The organism is Paenibacillus whitsoniae (assembly GCF_003955665.1).
GTDB classification, from domain to species: Bacteria; Bacillota; Bacilli; order Paenibacillales; family NBRC-103111; genus Paenibacillus_E; species Paenibacillus_E whitsoniae.
Window position 1 is genome coordinate 12896 of sequence record NZ_RXHU01000081.1, and the last position, 20947, is coordinate 33842.

The following is a 20947-nucleotide window of genomic DNA, read 5'->3' on the forward strand; positions in this document are numbered from 1 at the left end:
GACAAGGAGGGCAGCGAATGAGAAAAGAAAGCCGCAGGCTGCTGCGGACAGCTTACGATACGATGAAAGACACGCTGCGCGTGAGAAGTATCCAGTTCGCGATTACGGTGTGGTTTATCGTGATTACCGTGACGGTCATGCTGATCGTCTCTTTGGTGCTTTACAACAAATTTTCAAGGACAGCGCAGGAAAGCGCTTTTCTTAACACGCAGCAAATTATTGAGCAGGTGCAGCTCAGCCTGGAGCAGTATATCAAGGGCATGTCGGAGACATTTGAAGTCGTCGATGCCAAAATTAGCAAAAGCCGGGGGATTCCCACGCCGAATCTGCTGGATCAGCTTGCGACGATTGCCGGTACGCGCGAGGACATTGTGTCCATCCATTTGTTTGCAAGCGACGGGTCCTTGGTAACGGGCGTGCCGACGACGGAAATGCGCCACAACACGCGCCTCCAGGAGCAGTCCTGGTTTAAATCGGCGTTGGACAATCCGAACCATTTGACGTTCTCGCTGCCGCACATTCAGAACCTGTTCAAAGACAACCCGTACAATTGGGTCGTGTCTATGAGCAAAAGCGTGTCGATCGAGCGGAACGGGAGATGGGAGAACGGGGTCATTCTCGTGGATATTAACTTCAAAACGCTGGATGACGTGTTTCGTACGGTTGCGCTCGGGAAGAAGGGGTATGTCTATATTATCGACGAATCCGCGGGGAATATCGTCTACCACCCGCAGCAGCAGCTCATTTATACCGGGCTTAAATATGAAAATGTGGAGCAAGCGCTCAAGTTCTCGTATGGGCAGTACCTGGATAACAGCGGCGGCGAGTCGCGGCTGAACGTCGTGCGTACGGTGAACAATATCGGTTGGAAAATCGTTGGCGTGTCTTATCTCGATGAAATGATCACGACGACGAAGGAAGTATCCGCATTTATGATTTGGCTGCTCATGATCGTTCTTATTTTTATTTTGGTGATTTCGGCTTTGATTTCGGCACGCATCTCCCAACCGATCAAGCGGCTGCGCAAGTCGATGGAGATGGTGGAAAAGGGGCATTTCGACACGTATATTCACGTGCGCGGCGCCGATGAGGTGGAGCAGTTGTCGCGCAGGTTCAACTTGATGGTATCGCGGGTGCGGGAGCTGATGGATCAGAGTATCCGGGAGCAGGAGACGAAGCGGAAGAACGAGCTGGAGGTGCTGCAATCGCAGATCAATCCGCATTTCCTGTACAACACGCTGAATTCCGTTGTGCGCATGGTCGGCAGCGACCGCAAGGAAGAGGTGGTGACGACAATTACGTCGTTATCGAAGTTTTTCCGTATTTCCTTGAGCAAAGGGAAGACGGTCATCACGATCGGCGAAGAAATTGAGCATATCCGCAACTATTTGATCATTCAGAAGATGCGGTATAAAGACAAGTTTAACTACGAGATCGACGTTCCCGAGTCGCTGCTGACGTACCGAACGCCGAAGCTGATTCTTCAGCCTTTTGTGGAGAATGCCCTCTACCACGGGATCGAGTACATGGCGGATACGGGGCATATCGTCGTCGCGGTCGCCCAAGAGGGGGAGACGATTGTGATGCAGGTGCGCGATAACGGCGTCGGCATGACGGAAGATACGCTCAAAAGCCTCCTGACGGGGCGCGTCAAAAGCAAGGACGGCTCCGGCGTCGGCCTGCGCAACGTGCATGAGCGGATTCAGCTCATCTACGGCAGGGGATACGGTGTTTCCATTGCAAGCGAGCTGGAGGAAGGGACGACGGTCACCATCCGCATTCCGGCGCTCGAGTACGAAGATCAGGAGGAGCAGTCATGAAAATGAGATCCGCGTTATTGCTTGCGCTGTTATTCCTTGTGACGGTGTCCTCCTGTACGAGACAGGTGGAGCGTTTGCCGACGGAGCATTTGAAGCATGTGGAGGTTGTGCTGCGCACGCAGGAAAGCGAGTACTGGCGAACGGTAAAAATGGGCGCGGAAGTCGCCGCCAAGGAGTTCGATGTGACGCTGGACTTTCGAGCGCCCGCCGATGAGGCGGACGTGAAAGGGCAGGTGGCGCTGCTGGAGCAGTCCGTCGCCAGCAAGCCAAACGCGATTCTGCTCGCGGCAAACGATTACAAGGCGCTCTCTCCGGCAGTGGAGGAGGCGGCGAAGCAGCATATTCCGGTCGTGGCGATCGACAGCGAGGTCGATACACCACAGGTGCGTTCATTCATCGGCGCCGATCATTATGCAGCGGGGCAGCAAGCCGCCGCGCAATTGATCAAGTGGATCGGCACGACAGGGCAGATCGCCATTGTGAGCAACCGGCTGGGCGACCGGAATACGGAGCTGCGGGAGCAGGGATTGCTCGATGAATTGGCGCATTACCAGGGCATCCAGGTGTTGGAGAAGGTGTACGGCTCCACGAATCGGGAGCTGGCCGTCCAGTTGACCGACGAGGTGCTCAAGAACCATCCGGGACTCAGCGGGATCGTGGCGCTAACAGAGAACGCCTCACTAGGCGCGGCGAGCGCAATTCAAAGCCGCAATCTGCAGGAGAAGGTCAAAATCATTACGTTTAACAGCACGCCCGAGGAATTGGCGCTGATGCAGGAGGGCGTCATTCAGGCGGCGATTGTCCAAAACCCGTTCTCCATCGGCTATTTGGGCGTGAAGCAGGCGGCGGAGGCGGCGAATGGCCATAAGCTGCCGGAGCGTACCAAGACGGAGATTAAAGCGATCGACCTTACCAATATGTTTTGGTCGGATAATCAGAAACTGCTCTTTCCTTTTATTAAATAATGAAATTCTGCTGGAAACGTATGAGAATTTCGATAGAACTGATGAGGATATTGCATTTAGTTCAATGGTTTGAAGCAGTATATTAGGTAATGTAATCAAACACAAACCTTTTAGGGAGGGTCTTCGTTTTGAAAAAACTTCTTACACTTGCCGTAGCAGGCGCATTGGTTGCAAGCGTTACCGCTTGCGGAAATAAATCGGAAACAACACCTTCGACTTCCCCGGCGGCTTCCGCGGGCGCAGCGGCAACTACCGCTCCTGCAGCAGGCGGCAAAAAACCGACGATCGGTGTAGCGATCTATAAATTTGACGATACGTTCATGTCCGGCGTGCGTGCGGCGATTGCGGATGCGGCGAAAGACAAAGCGACGGTTGACATCGTAGACAGCCAAAACTCCCAACCAACACAAAACGATAAAGTCGACCTGTTCATCACGAAAAAAGTGAACGCACTGGCGATCAATGCGGTTGACCGTACAGCGGCAGGCGTCATCATCGACAAAGCGAAAACAGCGAACATCCCGGTTGTCTTCTTGAACCGCGAGCCTTTGGCCGACGATATGAAGAAATGGGATAAAGTCTACTACGTAGGTGCGAAAGCGGAGCAATCCGGTACGATGGAAGGCCAACTGCTGGTTGACTACTTCAAAGCGCATCCGGAAGCGGACAAAAACAAAGACGGCAAAATCCAATACGTCATGCTCAAAGGCGAGCCTGGTCACCAAGACGCCGAGCTGCGTACCAAATTCTCCATCCAAGCGATCACTGACGCAGGTCTGGGTGTAGAAAAAGTTGCTGAAGATACAGCTATGTGGGATCGCGTAAAAGGCCAAGAGAAAATGGCGGCATTCCTGGCTTCCTCCGAAAGCAAAATCGAAGCGGTTCTCGCGAACAATGACGACATGGCGCTTGGCGCGATCGAAGCTTTGAAAGCGAAAGGCTACTTCAAAGACAATAAATTCATGCCGGTTGTCGGCGTAGACGCAACAGCTCCAGCGCTGCAAGCACTCAGCGACGGCACGCTGCTCGGAACGGTATTGAACGATGCGAAAAACCAAGGCGCAGCGACAACTGCGGTAGCAACGGCTCTTGCAAACGGTCAAGTGCCTAGCAAAGAAACAACTGGCTACGATGTGACTGACGGGAAATACGTCTGGATTTCCTACAAAAAAATTACGAAAGCCAACATGAACGAAGCGAAGTAAGAGAAAGCGGGCAGGCAAGAGAGGCGATGTGTGCGTAACGCTCGCGCTTTTGCCTCCTTTTTTAAAAATATGGCTTCGTGGGGAATCGTGAGCTGTAGGGGGAGTTACCATGACTGTACATGAGTATTTACTGGAAATGAATGAAATCTCCAAAGAATTCCCCGGCGTCAAAGCGCTGGATAACGTCACCCTCAAAGTACGGCCAGGCAGCGTGCATGCGCTGATGGGCGAGAACGGCGCAGGGAAATCGACGCTGATGAAGTGCTTGTTCGGGATCTATAAGCCGGATGGCGGCGAGATCAAGCTGAACGGGCAAACGGTAACGATTGGGAATTCAAACGATGCGCTAGCAAACGGCATTTCCATGATTCATCAAGAGCTGCACCCGGTTCCTCATCGCAATGTGATGGAGAACATTTGGCTGGGCCGGTTTCCGATGAAAGGCGTCGGGCCGCTGAAATTTGTTGATCATAAGAAAATGCGCCTGGACACGGAAGCGTTGTTCAAGCAGCTGCAAATGGACATCGATTCCGATAGCCTTGTGGGCGATCTGTCCGTATCCAAAGTACAATCCATTGAAATTGCTAAAGCCGTTTCCTTCAATTCGAAAGTTATTGTTATGGATGAGCCAACGTCTTCCCTGACGGGCAATGAGGTTGAGCAGCTGTTCCGCATCATTCGCGATTTGCGAAGCCGCGGCGTTTCGATCATCTATATTTCACATAAAATGGAAGAGATTCTAGAGATTTCGGATGAAGTGACGATCATGCGTGACGGAAAGAAAATCGGTACATGGGCATCGGCGGAGCTGACAACCGATATGATCATTTCCAAAATGGTGGGACGCGATCTGAAGGAGCGTTTCCCTGAGCGCACCAACGTGCCAGACGGCGTGCTGATGAAGGTGGAAGGTCTGACTTCGGTCGTGCCGAAGTCGTTTAAGAACGTTTCTTTTGAATTGAGAAAAGGTGAAATTCTCGGTGTTGGCGGACTTGTCGGCGCTCAGCGGACAGAGCTAGTCGAAGCGTTGTTCGGACTTCGCGGCGTATCCGCAGGCACCATATCGATTCACGGCAAGCCGGTGCGTATCAAGTCGTCACTCGATGCGATTAAGCATAAAATTGCGCTGCTTACGGAAGAGCGCCGTGTAACGGGGATTTTCCCTGTGCTGAACATTCTGGAGAATACGGTGATCGCGAATCTGGATCGCTATATGAAGTTCGGTTTCATCCAGGAAGCGAAACGGAAAAAAGAAGTGAAAGAAAGCATTGAGAAGCTGCGCACCAAAACGCCTCACATGTTCGAGCTGATCAAAAACCTGTCCGGCGGTAATCAGCAAAAGGTGCTGCTGGCGCGATGGCTGCTTACCGATCCGGATGTGCTGCTGCTCGACGAACCAACGCGGGGGATTGATGTCGGCGCCAAATTTGAGATTTACTCCATCATTGCCGACCTGGCGAAGCAGGGGAAAAGTATTATCATGATCTCTTCTGAAATGCCCGAGCTGCTTGGGATGTCAGACCGAATCATGGTCATGTGCGAAGGGCGTCTCACCGGTATTGTCGATGGAAAACAAGCAACAGAAGAAGAGATTATGCGCCTTGCTGCACAGCATATGGCATAATGGAGGGGACTATCAACCATGAGTACGAAAGCAGAAACAGTAAAATCCAATAACGTGAGCGGGTTCATTACCAAATACGCGATTTACATCGTGTTGGTGGTACTGGTCATCGGGATCGCCATTTATGATCCTCGCTTTTTGTCCGTCAGCATTCTGCGTGACATCTTGCTGCAGTCTTCAACGCGTGTCATCATCGCGCTGGGCGCCGCGTTTATTTTGATCACGGGCGGTACGGACCTTTCGGCCGGACGGATTGTCGGTCTGACCGCGGTTATCTCGGCGTCTATGCTGCAAACGCAGGATTATGGCCGCAGATTTTTCCCGGACCTGCCTCATTTGCCGATGTTCATTCCGATTGTCATTGCCGTCGTGGTTGGTTTGTTAATCGGGTTAATTAACGGTCTGGTCGTGGCGAAGCTGAAGGTGCCGCCCTTCATCGCAACACTCGGTACCATGGTTGCTGTATACGGGGCCAACTCCTTGTACTTTGATATGAAACCGAACCAATCCCAGCCGATCGGCGGTTTGCGTCCCGACTTCTCCAAGCTGGGGACAGGCGCTATCGGTTCCGGTGCGACCTATTCCATTCCTTATATCGTGATTTTCGCGTTGATTGTCGCGATTATCGTCTGGGTTGTATTCAATAAAACGAAGCTCGGGAAATACATGTATGCGATTGGCGGCAATATTCACGCGGCGATCGTATCCGGGATTAACGTCAATAAATATTTGATTTACATTTATGCGATTGCAGGCGCGCTTTACGGTTTGGCAGGCGTATTGGAAGCCGCTAGAACAGGCGGTGCAACGAACAACTACGGGAATATGTATGAGCTTGATGCTATCGCGGCTTGCGTGGTCGGCGGTGTTTCGACATCCGGTGGGATCGGTACCGTGCCCGGCGTACTGGCGGGGGTACTCATTTTCAGCGTTATCAACTACGGTTTGACGTTTATCGGCATCAGCCCTTACTGGCAGTTGATTATCAAAGGTGTAATCATCGTTGCCGCAGTTGCGTTCGATATGCGGAAATATATGAATTCCAAGTAAGTGATTGCAGGAGCGAGCAGGCTGGGCTGCGGTTTCCGGCAAGGTAGAAGCGGGACAAGAAAGGCTGTCGACAAGCTCGGCGGCTTTTTCTTGCGATGTGGATGTAATCGTTTTCTTTTTTGGTGAATGAGATGAAGAGAGAAAGGGGCACAAGGTAGATGGAAAAAGGATTTTCACGCAATTGGGCCATTTCTTTGCGATTTAAATTGGCGGGTGCTTTTGTGTTTGTGGCGCTGCTTGTGGCCATGACGTCGGGTTTAGCGTACACGTACTTGCAAAAAGTGGATACCACCTATACAGAGCTTTTGCAGCGAGAGCGGAGCGCATCTCAGCAGGTTGCCGGCATTAAGGAGAAAAATTTGCTGCAGACGAGCTTATTATTCGGTTACGTGCTGGAACCGAACAAGGACAAGCAGCAGATGCTGATGGAAACGAATGCGGCGTTAACGGCTGCGATCGCGGAGATGGGGAAGGCGGCCGGGCAGGAGGAAGAGCAGACGGCCATCACCGCAATGATGGATGCAAATCAGACATTCGCCCGGCTCGTCCAGAAAGTCGTTGACTATGCAAGCAAAGGCGATACGGGGCTTGCGAAAGCGGAGGCGATGCAGTGGGCGATTCCGACGACGGAAACGTTGAAGGAAGCCGCGGGCCGGATTGAAGAAATTGCGGCTGCTGAACAGACGGTCTCTACAGCGCGCAATCATGAGATTGTAGCCGCAACCATGCGTACGCTCATTGGCGTAAGCGCGGCGGCGTTGGTGCTTGCTGCCGTGATCGGCTTACTGCTGGCGCGGGCGATCGTCGGACCGTTGAAACGGTTGGTACGCGCGGCGCAGGCGCTGGCAGACGGGGATTTGACGATTCCCGACGTACTGGTCAGCAGCCGTGACGAACTGCGTCAGCTTGCTGGCGCATTTAATGCGATGAAGGGCAATCTGCACAGCTTGATTCGCATGGCAGGCCTCAGCAGCGATCAGGTTGCTGCCGCTTCGGAGGAATTGAGCGCCAATGCCGGCGGCGTCAGCGAGATGTCCGAGCGTGTCACCGTGACGGTGCAGCTGATCTCCGCGGGGACGGGGGACCAGGTGCGCAGCGTGCAGGAAGGCGTGGCGATGATGGAGGAGATGGCAGCTGCGGTGGATCAGATCACGGCGGTTGCCTTATCGGCCAAGGAGGGAGCGGCCGGGGCGCAGCTGGAGGCCGGTGATGGCACGGCTTCTGTGGAGCGTGCCGTGGCTCAAATGCAGGCCATCCACCGCACCATGCAGGCGTTGTTTGTGTCTGTCGAACGGCTCGGCCTGCGCGTCGAGTCGATCTCCAGCGCGAATGCGATGATCGCCGCGATCTCCCGGCAGACGAACATGCTCGCGCTAAACGCCTCTATCGAGGCGGCACGGGCCGGCGCCGCCGGCAGAGGCTTCGCCGTCGTCGCCGACGAGGTGCGCAAGCTGTCGCTGCAGACGAGCGCGGCGGCGGGCGAGGTGGCGGAGCTTATTTCGCACATTCTGGGCGAAACGGAAGAAGTGCGGCTCGCCACGGAGGCGGGGAGCCGCGAAGTCGCCACGGGGCTGACCGTGGTCAGCGCCGCCGGCGCCACCTTCGCCCGCATCCGCGGGGCGATGGACGGGGTTGCGCAGCAGATCGCCGAGGTCTCGGCGAGCGCTGCGAGCATCGCCGCGCGCACCGGCGCGGCGGTTGGGGTGATCCGGGCGATCGACGACATCGCCGGGGAAACCGCCAACGGCGCGCAGCAGGTGGCGGCGAGCATGGAAGGCCAGCACGCGAGCATGGAGGAGATCGTCTCCGCCGCCGCGGTGCTGAACGCGATGGCCGCCGAGCTGCAGGAGCGGATTGGGCAGTTTCGGGTGTAGGAGAGCGTTGCGTGGGGCGAGAATGAGTATGATGCGAAAGGGCGTGGAGGGTGTAGGAGTAGATAGCGGTTATGGGTGTAAGTGTGGAGGCTACTGCTTGCTTGCGGAATCACTAGTTCCATGTGGGCGCTATTGCCCTCATCGATAACCGCCCCTCACGGGGTCCTCTTATCGACTCATCAGGGCAGTGTTACTGTATTTCATACATCAAAAAGAGGATAAGAGAGCAAATTTTGAGGAAGAACCTGCATTTCCTACATCAAAAAATGGCCCATCCCCGCTAAAAAGTGGGAAATGGGCGGGAATGCTGATCATTTCCTGTAGTTTCTGCAGGTTGTTGCCCTCGAATGGGCGCTTTTTTGGGAATTTGTTGTAGTTTTTGCAGGATGGGGATTGGGCGATGTTATACAACAAGCGAAAAACCACCGTCATTAGGCCGCAGACCCTGATCGGTGGTTTTCGCTTTACTAAGCGCTGTTGGTGTCCACAGCTTCGTTGGTTTGAAAGACCGTCGGTGTTGGTTACTTTTCCGCTACTCTCGAATCTCTACGATCAGCTCGATTTCCACCGGCGTGTGGAAGGGCAGGTCGCTCGTGCCGATGGCGGAGCGGGCATGTTTGCCGCTTTCACCGAAGACGGAAACGAGCAAGTCGGACGCGCCGTTCATGACATACGGCTGGTCGCCGAAGCCCGGTGTACTGTTGACGAAGCCGAGCAGCTTGACGATTTTGACGACTCGGTCGAGGTCGCCGAGGTAGCCTTTCATCACAGCGAGGCAGTTGATGATCGTCTGGCGCGCCGCGGCTTGCCCTTGCTCAATCGTCACTTCGCGGCCCAACTTGCCTTCGTACATCAGCTCGCCGTTAATGCGGCAGTCTTGGCCGGACAAATAGAGCAGGTTACCGGTCTGATTGCACGGAATATAGGTGAAGCGCGGTTCAGGCGACGGGGGAAGGGTGATACCGAGTTCTTGCAGACGTTGTTCGATTTTAGACACGAAAATGACCTCCAAATAGTTAATGATGTTAAAAGAATGAATAGCCTGGCCCTGAGTCGATGGGATAACGGGCAAAAGCGGGATTGGACTGCTGCCATGCACCAGCGTGTGCAGCTAGTGCTGCTGCCACTGCTTTCTACACCATGCCGCAGAAGCGGCATGCATGGGGGTTGCGCCCGTTGAGAAGGTGCCGCGGCATGCATGGGAATTGCGCTCGTATAGACAGTGCCGCGGCGGCATGTGAGTACGCCTAGTGATGGTGACAGCAATGCTGCGCCCGAATGAGCGAACCTTCGCGTGCGTGCGTGTGCGTACCATTTTCCAGCGTCAATGCTCCGTTTACAACGACGTGCGAGATGCCGCTCGGATATTGGCGTGGATTTTCAAATGTAGCGTGATCCTGAATCGTATTGGGATCAAAAACCGCGATGTCGGCGATGTACCCCGGCACCAGCAGCCCCCGTTTGCCGAGCTTGAAGCGCTGCACAGGGAAGGAGCTGACTTTGCGGACGGCTTGCTCCAGTGTCAAAATTCGCTGCTCCCGCACATACGTCGCAAACACGCGCGGGAACGTGCCATACAAGCGCGGATGCGGCTTGCCGGTATCGCATGTCAGGCTGTCGGACGCGATCAGCGACTTGTCGTAGGCGACAACCTGATTCACATCGTTATGCGACATATGAAAATAGACGATGGAGATGCGGCCCTCCTCCTCCAGCAGCAGATCCATCATACAGTCTGCCGGATGCTGACCGCGCAGTTCACTGATCTCGGCAAGGTGCATGCCTTCGAGGTGGCGGTTCGCCTCCGTGTGCGTCGCCGAGACGATTACGCTTTGCCAACCGGTGGAGCATACGAGGTTGTCCCACTCCTTTTGTTCTTCGCCGAGCTCCTTGCGGATGCGAGCCCGCAAAGCCGGATCGCGCATGACCTCCAGCGCAGCGGCGATGCCGCCTTCCAGCACCCACGGGGGAAGGATGGTTGTCAGCGTCGTGGAACCTGCGTTGTAGGGATAGACGTCGCAGGTGACATCCATGCCTTTGGCGCGTGCGTCCTCAATGAGGCTCAGCGCATCCTCGATCTGCCCCCAGTTGCGTTTGCCGGCCGCTTTGAGGTGGGAGATGTGGAGGGAGACGCCGGCTTGCTCGGCGATCCAGATGACTTCTGCCACCGAAGGCAAAAGGTTGTTGCCCTCTCCGCGAATATGCGTGGAGAGGAGGCCATGGTAAGGAGGAAGCACCGAGCACAGCTCGGCAATTTCCTCTTTTGTGGTGTAGCTGCCGGGCGCGTAGAGCAGCCCGATGGAGAGTCCGATCGCGCCGGCCTTCATGCCTTCGGCGAGCAGCTCTTTCATGCGGGCGAGCTCGGCCGGTGTCGCAGCCCGGTTCGCGAAGCCCATCACGGCGATGCGCAGCGCGCCGTGAGCGACGTACGTGGCCATATGCTCGGACGGGCGGGAAGCGGAGAGCGCTTCCATATAGTCCCCGACCGATTCCCACGGCCACGGCCAGCTCGTGCGGCCGAGTACCGGCTGCACGTAGCTTTGCAGCAGTTCGGCTTGCGCCGGCACGAACGGGGCAGGGGCGAGGCCGCAGTTGCCGACGACCTCGGCGGTGACGCCTTGGCGCATTTTGATTTCGCTATGCGGATGGTCAAAAATCATCAGATCGGAGTGGCAGTGCCCGTCGATAAAGCCCGGCGCGATCACTTGGCGCTGCACGTCGATGGTCTTCGCCGCTTCGTCGTGCAGATGACCGACAGCGACGATTTGGTTATTTTTAATGCCGACGTCGCCAGCGAACCAAGGATTCCCGGTGCCGTCGACGATGCGGCCGTTTTTGAGCAGCAGATCCAACATTGAGTTTCACCCTCCTGAATATGTAAGACTTTCCGAAGCCTGCAAAAAGGCAGGAATTTCTTTGGTTTTTGATCGGATAGAGAGGAAGCCTGCTAAGGTGCAGTTTTTTCCTCTACTTTGCTGAATCCAGGCCTTTTCAATGGAGGATTCCTGCAGATTCGCAGGCTTTGGCCCAAAATGGAAGGGAGCACTGAGACATTCCTGCCTATTTGCAGGTTTCAAGCTTAGTTTCGCGCAACGTGTAATATTGTTGTCGGATTATTCTGATTTTTGTGGAGAAGAGGGAGCCTAATCCTCCATCCCCCAGTATTCTCCCAGTGGTCTCCAAGTCCCGTTGGTCAACCCAAGCTACTCCAAGTCACTCAAAGTCACTCCAAGCACTCCAAGCACTCCAAGCTACTCCAAGCTACTCCAAGTCACTCCAAGCACTCCAAGCTACTCCACTACCCAAACTCCTCAGAGGCCGTCCGAACTATCGCTAAGTCGCCACCGACCAACTGCCGGATGCCAACTACTCCAACATTCCCCTTGCCGATACAGATACGCGCTCAAACTTGTCTCCCTGCACCATCACGACCTCATTATGCAAATTCACCGTGGAACAAATGTGATTCGGAATAATGCGCAGCTGATCGCCGACCTTCAGGTCGACCGCCTGCGCTTCAGGCCCAAGCTCCAGCATGCCGTGCTCCTCGTTCATGCGGGCGAGCACCGCGTCCGGCAGGCCCACAACGTGGCCGAAGCCGACCAGCTGCAAGGGCTGCGTGCCGGGCTGCACGTCGGTCGCGAACGTCTTGCTGCCGCCGTCGAGGATCGCCAGGTCCGCCGCCGGGCGGCTCACCACCGTGACGAGTACGCTCCCGGCGCAGTCGTCCAGACCGCATACGCCGAACTTCGCTTGCATGCGGTCTTGGTACACGTACGTGCCGGGGCGAATCTCCGTCACGCCGTCTACCGCCGCGGCGTACGCCGCCGTCGGCGTCGAGCCGACGCTCACGTCCACGATGGCGTGGCCGTGCGCCCGCAGGCGCTTCGCAAGCAGCGCCATCAGCGTGCCTTCCTCGAAGCCCGCGGCTTCGAGGTCGAGCGTCGGCTTGCCGGAGAGCACCGCGCCGCGGAACGTATAAATGCCGGTCAGCCGCAAGTGCGGCAGCCGTGCAATCTCGCCGGCGATCCCGAGCGCCGCCTCAAACCCGACTCCGGTGCGCCGCAGTCCGGTGTCGATCTCGAGCCGCACCTGAAGCGTCGCGCCCAGCCGCGCAGCTGTCTCTTCCAGCAGCTGAGCTCCCGCCAGGCTGTCCACACCGACGATCAGCTCGATCTGCTCGCTGAGCCGGACGGCGCGCTCGATTTTGCCCGGCGTCACGAGCGGATATGCGATAAAAATGCTGCGCACACCGCCTGCAGCCATGACCTCGGCCTCGGACACCTTGGCGACCGTTACGCCGACGGCGCCAGCCGCGACTTGCCGCAAAGCGACCGAAGGCAGCTTATGCGTTTTGGCATGGGGGCGCAGCTTGATGCCGTGCTTCGCCGCCACAGCCGCCATCGCCGCGATGTTGCGCTGCATGACCTCCGTGTCGATCAGCACGCACGGGGTTTCTAACGGATACCGAATGCTCATGAAGGATCACTCTCTTTCGCGAGGCTTTTGCCTTCTTCCAGATGACTGTACAGGGTATATTTGGAAATATTAAGATACGTGCATATTTTTTCGCCGCCTTTTTTGATCAGGAACGCGCCTTTGGCGTCGAGCAGCCCAATCATGCGGATTTTATCCTCTTTGGTCATCATGGCGACCGGCTTGCCGATGATCTCCTGCGCTTCCTGAATCAACGCGTCAAGCAAATCGCTGACACTCGTCACGAACGATTCCTTGACTTCTGTCTGCTCGGTGCCGCCGGGAGAGATGAGGCTTTGCAGCGTTTTCTCCGCGACCATCAGTTCGGTGATGTCAAAGTTGATGCAGAGCGAGCCGATGATCGTGCCGGCTTTGTTCTTCATGTACATGGATGAGGAGCGCAGAATGCGGCCTTCCTTCGTCTGGGTCAAATAATTGAACCGGTTGCCGTTGTCGTGATTGCCCCGCAGCAGCTCCAGGCCGAGATTCGTGCCGGGATCGCCGACTTTGCGTCCGGTAATGTGGCCGTTGGCGATGGCGACAATCGTGCTCTCGTAGGAGCCGGTCAAGTCGTGGAGGACCACTTCGCAGTTCTCGCCGAACTGTGCGGCAAGGCCGTGCACGAGCCCTGTCAAAAACTCAAATTCATCTCGAATCGATTCCAAGAGCGGGTTTCCTCCTTTGGTGGACATCGTAGTTTCACCCGAGACTCTTCATCCCGCCTTCGCGCTGTATGACGGCGGGGGCAAGAATATTCTCAGCATTTCGGGTTGTTTCCTGCAAAATGTACAGGTAATTTTCCCGAATAGAGGCTCGAAGCTTAGAAATCATGTAAAACCTACAGTAAAATTCCGGCCAGAGCGTTCTTTTCCCCTAAAAGGAGGGGCAGGGCGACGAATTACCTGTACAAAATACAGGATCCATTGCCGAATCGTCGGCCTTTCTCCGAATTTCATGTAGAAAATGCAGGTTCTCCTCCCAAAGCGGCAAGTACAGGAGGACTCTCCATGAATCGCCAAGCCTGCAACCCGCAGAACGGGTGCACCGTTAATGGCGAGCGGAGATGAGAGACTCAATCCGATGATATTGAGCCCATACTAACACAAAGTTTTAGAAAATCAAACAAAAAGTTTGGTCGACTGAAAAAAAGTATGATTTTCCATCTTCAATCGTGATAGTATGGTACCAAGATCATCACACCCTATACGGAGGCATAGAACATGAGGCGTTGGTTCACCAAATCGCTTAACCGCAAGCTCTCGCTGCTTATTTTATTCGCCGTCATCCTGCCGCTTGTTTCGCTCGGCTTCGTATCATACGGCATCGCGACGTCCGTAACCGAGGATAAAGCCAAAAGCGCCGGCTTGACGACGCTCAAACAGATTTCCGACAAGCTGAACTTCGTCATCCAAGACGTGGAGAACATGTCGATGTTTTTGATCGGGCAGAAGGATATTCAGAACTACCTCAGCAGCGAGGAAGGTGACGTCAACAGCTATTCGCAGATCGTGGGCACCTTATGGAACCTGTCCTCCTCCAAAAAATATATCGCCAATATCACGATCGATCCTCGCGATAACAACCCGGCGCTAAGCACAACGACGATTACGAAATCAGGGCTGACTCCGCTCATCCTACAGTACGAAAAGGCGATCCAATCGGCGCCCAAATGGTGGTCTCCGCTGTATGAGATTCAAACGACGGACGGCCCGAAAAAAGTCATCTCACTCGTGCGGCCGATCCGCGATTTCAGCACATTCAAGACGCTGGGCACGCTGTCGTTCTCTCTGGATCAAAAAGAGCTCGCCAGCTATTTGACCACCGCAGGCTGGGAGACGAGCGGCTTTGTCGTCATGCTGGACAGCGAGAATCAGATCATTGCCGGCGGCGATCCGGGCTGGCAGATGCGGGACATCGCCGACGTATTTCCCGGTATGCATCCGTTTTCAAGCCCCGTCGGCGTGTCCAACGTCTTGCAGGGCATGACGCCGTACACGGTGTTGTACAATACCCTGTCGGGTATTGGGTGGAAGCTGGTCGGCTTCATCCCGACCGAGATTTACCAGAAACAGAACCGCTTCGTTCTCAACGTAACAGCGGTGACCGTTGTGATCGCGCTGCTCATTGCGATGGGGCTTGTGCTGTATTTTCTGCGATGGGTCACGAACCCGCTGATGAAGCTCACAAAGTCTCTCAAAGACCTGAACCCCGACGAAGCGACGCCGACGATCGAGGTCAAGAGCACCGACGAGGTCGGGCTGCTCGTGCACAGCTACAACAAGCTGAGCGAGCGGATCGGCCGGCTCAAGGAGCAGGTGCAGCTGAACGAAGCGATGAAGAAGGAGGCGGACATATTGGCGCTGCAGGCGCAGATTAATCCGCATTTCCTTTACAACACGCTGTCCTCGATCCATTGGATCGCACTTATGAACCAGGATCGGCAGATTGCTGAAATGGTTGGGGCCCTCAGTGACTTCCTGCGTTTCTCCCTGAACAAAGGGGAAGAGTTCTGTCTCGTGCAGCAGGAAGTCGCTCATGCCCAGAACTACGCCTACATCCAGTCGATCCGATTTCCCGATCAGTTCGAGATCGAGTTTTTCTTCGACCCGGAGCTGCTTCCATTGCCGATGCTTAAGCTGCTGCTTCAGCCGCTCATTGAGAACAGCATGATTCACGGCATCCAGAAGAAAAAAGCGAAAGGGCACATCTACGTCCACGGCGAACTGCGCGAAACGGAAATGAAGTTCGTTGTCGAGGACACGGGCATCGGCATGGACGAGCTCAAACTGCGCGAGATTCAGGGCGTGCTGACGGCGGCGACCCAAGAGTTGGGCCTCCGGAGCGCTGCTGACCGGGAAGCGGTCCGCACCGTGACCAGCTACGGCCTCGTTAATGTTCATCGGCGCTTGCTGCTGCATTATGGGCCGCAGTCCGGCCTCACGGTCGACAGCACACAGGGGACAGGCACGCGCATTGCTTTCACGATTCCTTACGACAGGGGCGAACAGACGACATGAGACTGCTTATTGTAGACGATGAAGTGATCATCCGCAGAGGATTGTGCACGGTGATCGACTGGAAAGAGCTGGGGCTGGAGCTGCTGCCGGCGGCGGAGTCGGCCGAGGAGGCGCTGGAGCGCATCCCGACGGAGAAGCCGCACATTGTGCTGACCGACATTCGGATGCCGGGCATGGATGGGATCCAGCTCTCGGCGGAGATCAAAAAGCTGCTGCCGGACACAGAGGTCGTCATCCTGACGGGCTATGACGACTTCAGCTATGCGCAGCAGGCTTTGCGCGGCGGCGTGACGGACTATCTCCTCAAGACGAGCCGTCCGGAGGAGATCATGAAAGCCGCGCTCAAAGCGAAGCAGAATATCCTCGACAAATGGGCCTCGGTGAAACAGGACCATCTCCAGCAGGCGGCGCTGCGCCGGCAGCTGCTGGAGCGGGCGCTCACACGCGGCCTGCAGGACGACGAGACGGCGCGGGCGCAGCTCCACGCCTGGCTCGTCCGCAGCGGCGTCGAGCCCGCCGTCGACGCCGCAAGTGCGCCTGTGGCAGGCGACGCCTTCGCGCCTGCCGCACCCTGCTTCGCTGCGCCGAAGCAGGTCATGCTCGTCGCCCTCAGCGGCTGGGGCGACCCGCCGATCGCCGACCTGCTGCTCGGCGCGGGCGAGAACATCCTGCACGAGCTGCTGCCGTGCATCGCGCTCCAGACGAAGGACTACGTCCTGCTCGTCCTTCGTATCCAGCCCGGCCTGACCGACCAGGCCGGACTCAACAAGGCGCTGAAGCGCGTGACGGAGACGCTGAAATGCGCCGCATTTGCCGCGCTCGGCACGCCCGCGCACAGCGAAGAAGAACTGCGCGACTCGTACAGGGCCGCACAGGACGTGCTGGCGTTTCAAGGCCTGCTGCCTTTGCAGGGCCTCTACACGTCGGAGGACATCGCGGCGCGCAGCGGCAGCCGCACAGTGTGCACGGAGAAGGAAGAGAAGGAGCTTGCCGCCATTTTGATGAGCGATAATGCCACGGAACTGCGGCATTGGGTGAACCAGAAGGTCCGCGCGCAGCTTGAGGATGCGTCGGCGACGCCGCTGTCGGTGCAGGGCTACCTGCAATCCATGGTCATCAGCGGCTACCGCTGGCTGGAGCGGGCGAGCAGCACCCAAAGCGACCTGACGCCGCCGCCTTTGCCGACGTTCGAGGGCGACGGCAAGCCGGAGGAAGATGTGTTCAAGGCGCTGTCCGCGGTGATGACGCGGTTCCATCAAGGGGTTGAGCAGGGGCGGTACGCGTATATTCATAAGGCGATTGCGTACATTCGGGAGAATCTGCATCTCCCGATTACCCTCCAGCAGGTGGCGGGGTATGTGCACGTGAATCCGAACCATTTTAGCGAGGTGTTCAAAAGGGAAACTGGCTGCACCTACCTCGAATTCGTCACGCGCGAGCGGATGAACCGGGCGATGGAGATCGTCTCCGAGACGCAGACGAAAGTGGCGGACGTGGCCAAGAGCGTGGGCTATGAGGACATCAAATATTTTACACAACAATTCAAAAAGCACACCGGACAGACCCCGTCGGAATTCCGGCAAATGCGGAAAGACTGAGAAATGACCCCCTTCGCGCCGAAGTCTCTCCCGTACCCCCTCGGGCGGATGTCCCCTATACTGAGAGTGTAGCAAGCAGCAAGGAGACACATAGGGGAATCGGCTAGGCAACTTATGAGGAGGTCGAATTTATGAAGAAATCATTCATCGTAATTCTGGCGGCGGCTGTATCGCTGTCTCTGCTGGCAGGTTGTGGATCAAGCGGAACAACGGATGGGGCGAAACAGAGCGAAACGCCAAAAACAGACGCCGGCAAACCGGCGGAGAAGGTCAAGCTCTCGATTTGGCATAACTACACGGGCGAAGATCTTCGGGCGAAAACGATGCGCGAATACATGGAAAAGTTTAAGAAAGATCATCCGAACGTCGAGCTGGATATTCAAGCGATTCCGCCGGACGGCTACCGTCCTCGCCTGAAAACGGTCGCTGCGGCGAACGAAATGCCGGATCTGTTCGTGATGTGGCCTGGCGTGATGACGAAGGAATTTGTCGCGGGCAACCTGATTCAGCCGATCAATGAGCTGCTGGACAGCAAGCCGGATTGGAAAAAAGGCTTTATGCCAGGCTCCTTCGACGACTTCACCCTTGACGGCAAAACCTACAGCGCACCCATGGCCTTATCGCCAACGTCGATTCTCTACTATAATAAAGAAATTTTTGCAAAGAACGGTGCACAGCCGCCAAAGACATGGGACGATCTCATGAAACTGGTGGATACGTTCAAAAAGGCTAACGTCACACCGATCGCGCTTGGCAACAAAGCGGCGTGGGTGGCGCAGTCCTCGATTCTCAGCTCGTTGGCTGACCGGGTGACGGGCACGCAGTGGTTCCTGAACGCGGTCGATCAAAAAGGTGCCAAATTCACGGATCCGGAATTCGTCCAAGCGTTAACGTATCTGCAGCAGCTCGGCAAAGCCGGCGCCTTCCAGGATGGCTTCAATGCCATCGACAATACGCAGATGGAACAAATGTTCGCGCAAGGCAAAGCAGCAATGATGATCGACGGCGGTTGGGCGCTGACGAACCTCGCAGCTTCCGCTTCCAAAGAAGCGCTGGCGAATATGGCGGTGACGGTGCTGCCTTCCGTGCCGAACGGCAAAGGCGATCCGAACACGCTGTCCGGCGTCGTGGGCACAGGGCTTGGCATGAGTAAGAACGTAACGGGCGCAAAGAAGCAAGCGGCCTATGAGCTGATCTACGCGCTGTCCGGTCCGGAAGCGCAGAAGGCGATTTTGGAAAGCAACCAGCTTGTCTCCTATAACGTGAACCTGGATACGTCCAAGGTGACCTCGATCTTTGCGGAAGTGTATAAGCTGATGGGCAGTGTGAAAATGACGCCGGTTTACGACGGCAAATTAACCTCGGCGACTGCGGATGTGGTGAACAACGGCTTGCAAGAGCTGCTCATGGGCGGTAAGCCAGAGGACGTCGCGAAGAAAATTCAAGATGCCCACGTAAAAGCCGCAGGCAAATAAAAATCGGCTGTATCAAGTCTCCAGCTTCAGCTCCGGCAGGGCTGGGGACTTTTTTTCCAACAAGCATGAGAGGGAGGAGCGTTATGAGCGTATCCGCACGGTTGAGAGGCTTCATTACCCTAGGGCTCCTGCCCGCCTTGGTCGTTTACTTGATTTTCGTCATCGTGCCGATTTTTTGGTCGGCGTATTATGGATTTTTTGATTGGAAAGGGATAGGCGCGGCCAAGTTCATCGGCTTCGATAACTATCTGGAGGTCGTGAAAGACCCGATTTTCTGGAAATCGTTTAAAAACAACATGTACATCGTCGCCGCCTCGGTCTTCGGGCAAGTGCCGATCGCTCTGGTATTGGCGCTGCTGCTGACCCGCAGCACACTGTTTCAACGCGTGATCCGAGCGTCCGTCTTTATGCCGATGGTGCTGTCATCCGTCGTTGTCGGAATTATTTGGGGGTATATTTATCATCCGCAGATCGGGATTTTGAATTTTTTGCTGGATGGCATTGGACTTGATAGCTGGAAAAAAGCTTGGCTCTCCGATCCGAAAGTATCGATGTTCGCCCTCATGGTGCCGATCATCTGGAATTATATTGGTCCGTATATGATTATGTTCATCGCGGCGCTTCAAAATATTTCGCCTGAAATCGAAGACGCCGCGCAGCTCGATGGGGTGGGGCCGACGCGCAAGCTGTTCGCGGTCACGCTGCCGATGATTTGGGATACGGTGAAGGTGGCGGTCGTGCTCTGTATTTCGGGCAGCTTAAAAGCGTTCGACCTGATCTACGTCATGACCGGCGGGGGCCCGGCGCATTCGACTGAATTGCTTGCTTCTTATATGTATAACTCCACGTTCAATGTGTACCGCTTTGGCTTCGGCAGTGCGATCTCGACGGCGATCATTATTTTGAGCCTGATTCTGATTGTCGGCAGCCAGTATCTAATGAAGCGGGATTACCGCTAAAACTTGTCAGGAGGGATCGGCATGGCGCAGGCCGTAGCGATACCGGCGGGGATGCCCGCAGGAGCTTCAAAACGCAAAAGATGGGGGCGCGGCGTTGTGAATGCAGGACTTTCCCTGTACGCGCTGGTTACCGTCTATCCGTTAATCTGGTTATTTATTAGTGCCGTTAAATCGAATGAAGAGTTTTATTCGAGGCCGTTTCTGCTGCCTACGGTATGGAAATGGGACAATCTCGTCCGGGCGTGGAAGGTGTCGGGGATGGGGCTATCGCTGTGGAACTCGACGGTCGTCACGGTCCTTTCGCTTGTGCTGACACTGGTGCTTGGTGCGCTGGCGGCTTTTGTGCTGGCCCGGTTCGAGTTTAAGCTGAAGGGGTTCATGATGGGCTTGTTCCTGCTCGGGATGCTCATCCCGATTCACAGCACCCTCGTGCCGCTCTTTATTATGATGAAAAAAATCGGCCTGCTCAACTCCTACGGCGCGCTGGTTCTTCCTTATACGGCGTTTGAGCTGCCGTTAGCCATTTTCGTGGTGGCGGCATACCTCATCTCCATTCCAAAAGAAATCGAGGAAGCCGCCCTGATCGACGGCACCGGCTATTGGGGCATCTTCTTCCGCATGATGCTGCCGCTCAGCGTTCCGGCGCTGTCCACCGTCGCCATTCTTGGCTTCCTGCGCTTCTGGAACGACTTCGCCTTCGCGCTCGTCTTCATCAGCAAGCCGGCGCTCAAAACCGTGCCGCTCAGCCTGTCGTCCTTCGCCACCGGCTACATGACCGACTACGAGCTGACCATGGCCGCGCTGGCCATCGCTGTGCTGCCGACGATTATCGTGTTCCTACTGTTCCAGGAACAGATCATGAAGGGCATGACGGCGGGGGCGGT

At 55.8% G+C, this 20947-nt stretch carries 15 protein-coding genes; 11 read left to right on the top strand and 4 right to left on the bottom strand.

Annotated elements, in window-relative coordinates; genetic code table 11:
* The first annotated feature begins 17 nt into the window (after positions 1 to 17).
* From EJQ19_RS24485 to EJQ19_RS24510, 6 genes are all read left to right on the top strand, one after another.
* On the top strand, positions 18 to 1820 hold the full coding sequence (locus EJQ19_RS24485; RefSeq protein WP_420901698.1) for a sensor histidine kinase: 1803 nt from the start codon (positions 18 to 20) through the stop codon (positions 1818 to 1820).
* Positions 1817 to 2785 (top strand): substrate-binding domain-containing protein, encoded by a 969-nt coding sequence (locus tag EJQ19_RS24490; protein WP_126143870.1) that lies wholly within the window; start codon positions 1817 to 1819, stop codon positions 2783 to 2785. The genes EJQ19_RS24485 and EJQ19_RS24490 overlap by 4 nt, the downstream gene beginning before the upstream one ends.
* A 128-nt stretch (positions 2786 to 2913) precedes the next feature.
* Positions 2914 to 3990 carry a galactose ABC transporter substrate-binding protein gene (locus tag EJQ19_RS24495; RefSeq protein WP_126143871.1) on the top strand — a complete coding sequence of 359 codons (1077 nt, stop codon included), beginning with the start codon at positions 2914 to 2916 and terminating at the stop codon, positions 3988 to 3990.
* A 109-nt stretch (positions 3991 to 4099) separates the two neighbouring features.
* Entirely contained in the window at positions 4100 to 5614 is a 1515-nt protein-coding gene (locus tag EJQ19_RS24500; RefSeq protein ID WP_126143872.1) for a sugar ABC transporter ATP-binding protein, read from the top strand.
* 18 nt (positions 5615 to 5632) lie between these two features.
* The gene (gene mglC / locus EJQ19_RS24505; RefSeq protein ID WP_126143873.1) at positions 5633 to 6664 is read left to right on the top strand and encodes a galactose/methyl galactoside ABC transporter permease MglC; all 1032 of its coding nucleotides are present in this window, start codon (positions 5633 to 5635) and stop codon (positions 6662 to 6664) included.
* 158 nt (positions 6665 to 6822) lie between these two features.
* Complete coding sequence (locus EJQ19_RS24510) at positions 6823 to 8538, top strand: methyl-accepting chemotaxis protein (RefSeq protein WP_126143874.1); 1716 nt, start codon at positions 6823 to 6825, stop codon at positions 8536 to 8538.
* 532 nt (positions 8539 to 9070) lie between these two features.
* Here EJQ19_RS24510 and EJQ19_RS24515 read toward each other — a convergent pair.
* The 4 genes from EJQ19_RS24515 to EJQ19_RS24530 all read right to left on the bottom strand — a co-directional run bounded on the left by EJQ19_RS24515 (position 9071) and on the right by EJQ19_RS24530 (position 13679).
* The gene (locus EJQ19_RS24515; protein WP_126143875.1) at positions 9071 to 9535 is read right to left on the bottom strand and encodes a RidA family protein; all 465 of its coding nucleotides are present in this window, start codon (positions 9533 to 9535) and stop codon (positions 9071 to 9073) included.
* A 250-nt stretch (positions 9536 to 9785) separates the two neighbouring features.
* Entirely contained in the window at positions 9786 to 11393 is a 1608-nt protein-coding gene (locus tag EJQ19_RS24520) for an N-acyl-D-amino-acid deacylase family protein (protein ID WP_126143876.1), read from the bottom strand.
* A 511-nt stretch (positions 11394 to 11904) separates the two neighbouring features.
* Positions 11905 to 13017, bottom strand: a complete 1113-nt coding sequence (locus EJQ19_RS24525; RefSeq protein WP_126143877.1) for an alanine racemase — start codon at positions 13015 to 13017, stop codon at positions 11905 to 11907.
* Positions 13014 to 13679, bottom strand: coding sequence for a helix-turn-helix transcriptional regulator (locus tag EJQ19_RS24530; protein WP_126143878.1), 666 nt, complete (start codon positions 13677 to 13679; stop codon positions 13014 to 13016). The genes EJQ19_RS24525 and EJQ19_RS24530 overlap by 4 nt, the downstream gene beginning before the upstream one ends.
* 555 nt (positions 13680 to 14234) lie before the next feature.
* Between EJQ19_RS24530 and EJQ19_RS24535 the strand changes: the two genes are divergently transcribed.
* The 5 genes from EJQ19_RS24535 to EJQ19_RS24555 form a co-directional block, all read left to right on the top strand.
* Positions 14235 to 16031, top strand: coding sequence for a cache domain-containing sensor histidine kinase (locus tag EJQ19_RS24535; RefSeq protein ID WP_126143879.1), 1797 nt, complete (start codon positions 14235 to 14237; stop codon positions 16029 to 16031).
* Positions 16028 to 17629, top strand: a complete 1602-nt coding sequence (locus EJQ19_RS24540) for a response regulator transcription factor (protein ID WP_126143880.1) — start codon at positions 16028 to 16030, stop codon at positions 17627 to 17629. The genes EJQ19_RS24535 and EJQ19_RS24540 overlap by 4 nt, the downstream gene beginning before the upstream one ends.
* Before the next feature lie 131 nt (positions 17630 to 17760).
* Entirely contained in the window at positions 17761 to 19104 is a 1344-nt protein-coding gene (locus EJQ19_RS24545; RefSeq protein ID WP_126143881.1) for an extracellular solute-binding protein, read from the top strand.
* An 83-nt stretch (positions 19105 to 19187) separates the two neighbouring features.
* Positions 19188 to 20063: a carbohydrate ABC transporter permease gene (locus tag EJQ19_RS24550; RefSeq protein WP_126143882.1), complete on the top strand. Its 876-nt coding sequence runs from the start codon at positions 19188 to 19190 to the stop codon at positions 20061 to 20063.
* A 51-nt stretch (positions 20064 to 20114) separates the two neighbouring features.
* Positions 20115 to 20947: carbohydrate ABC transporter permease (locus EJQ19_RS24555; protein WP_420901699.1), on the top strand; the 833-nt coding region annotated here is incomplete at its 3' end.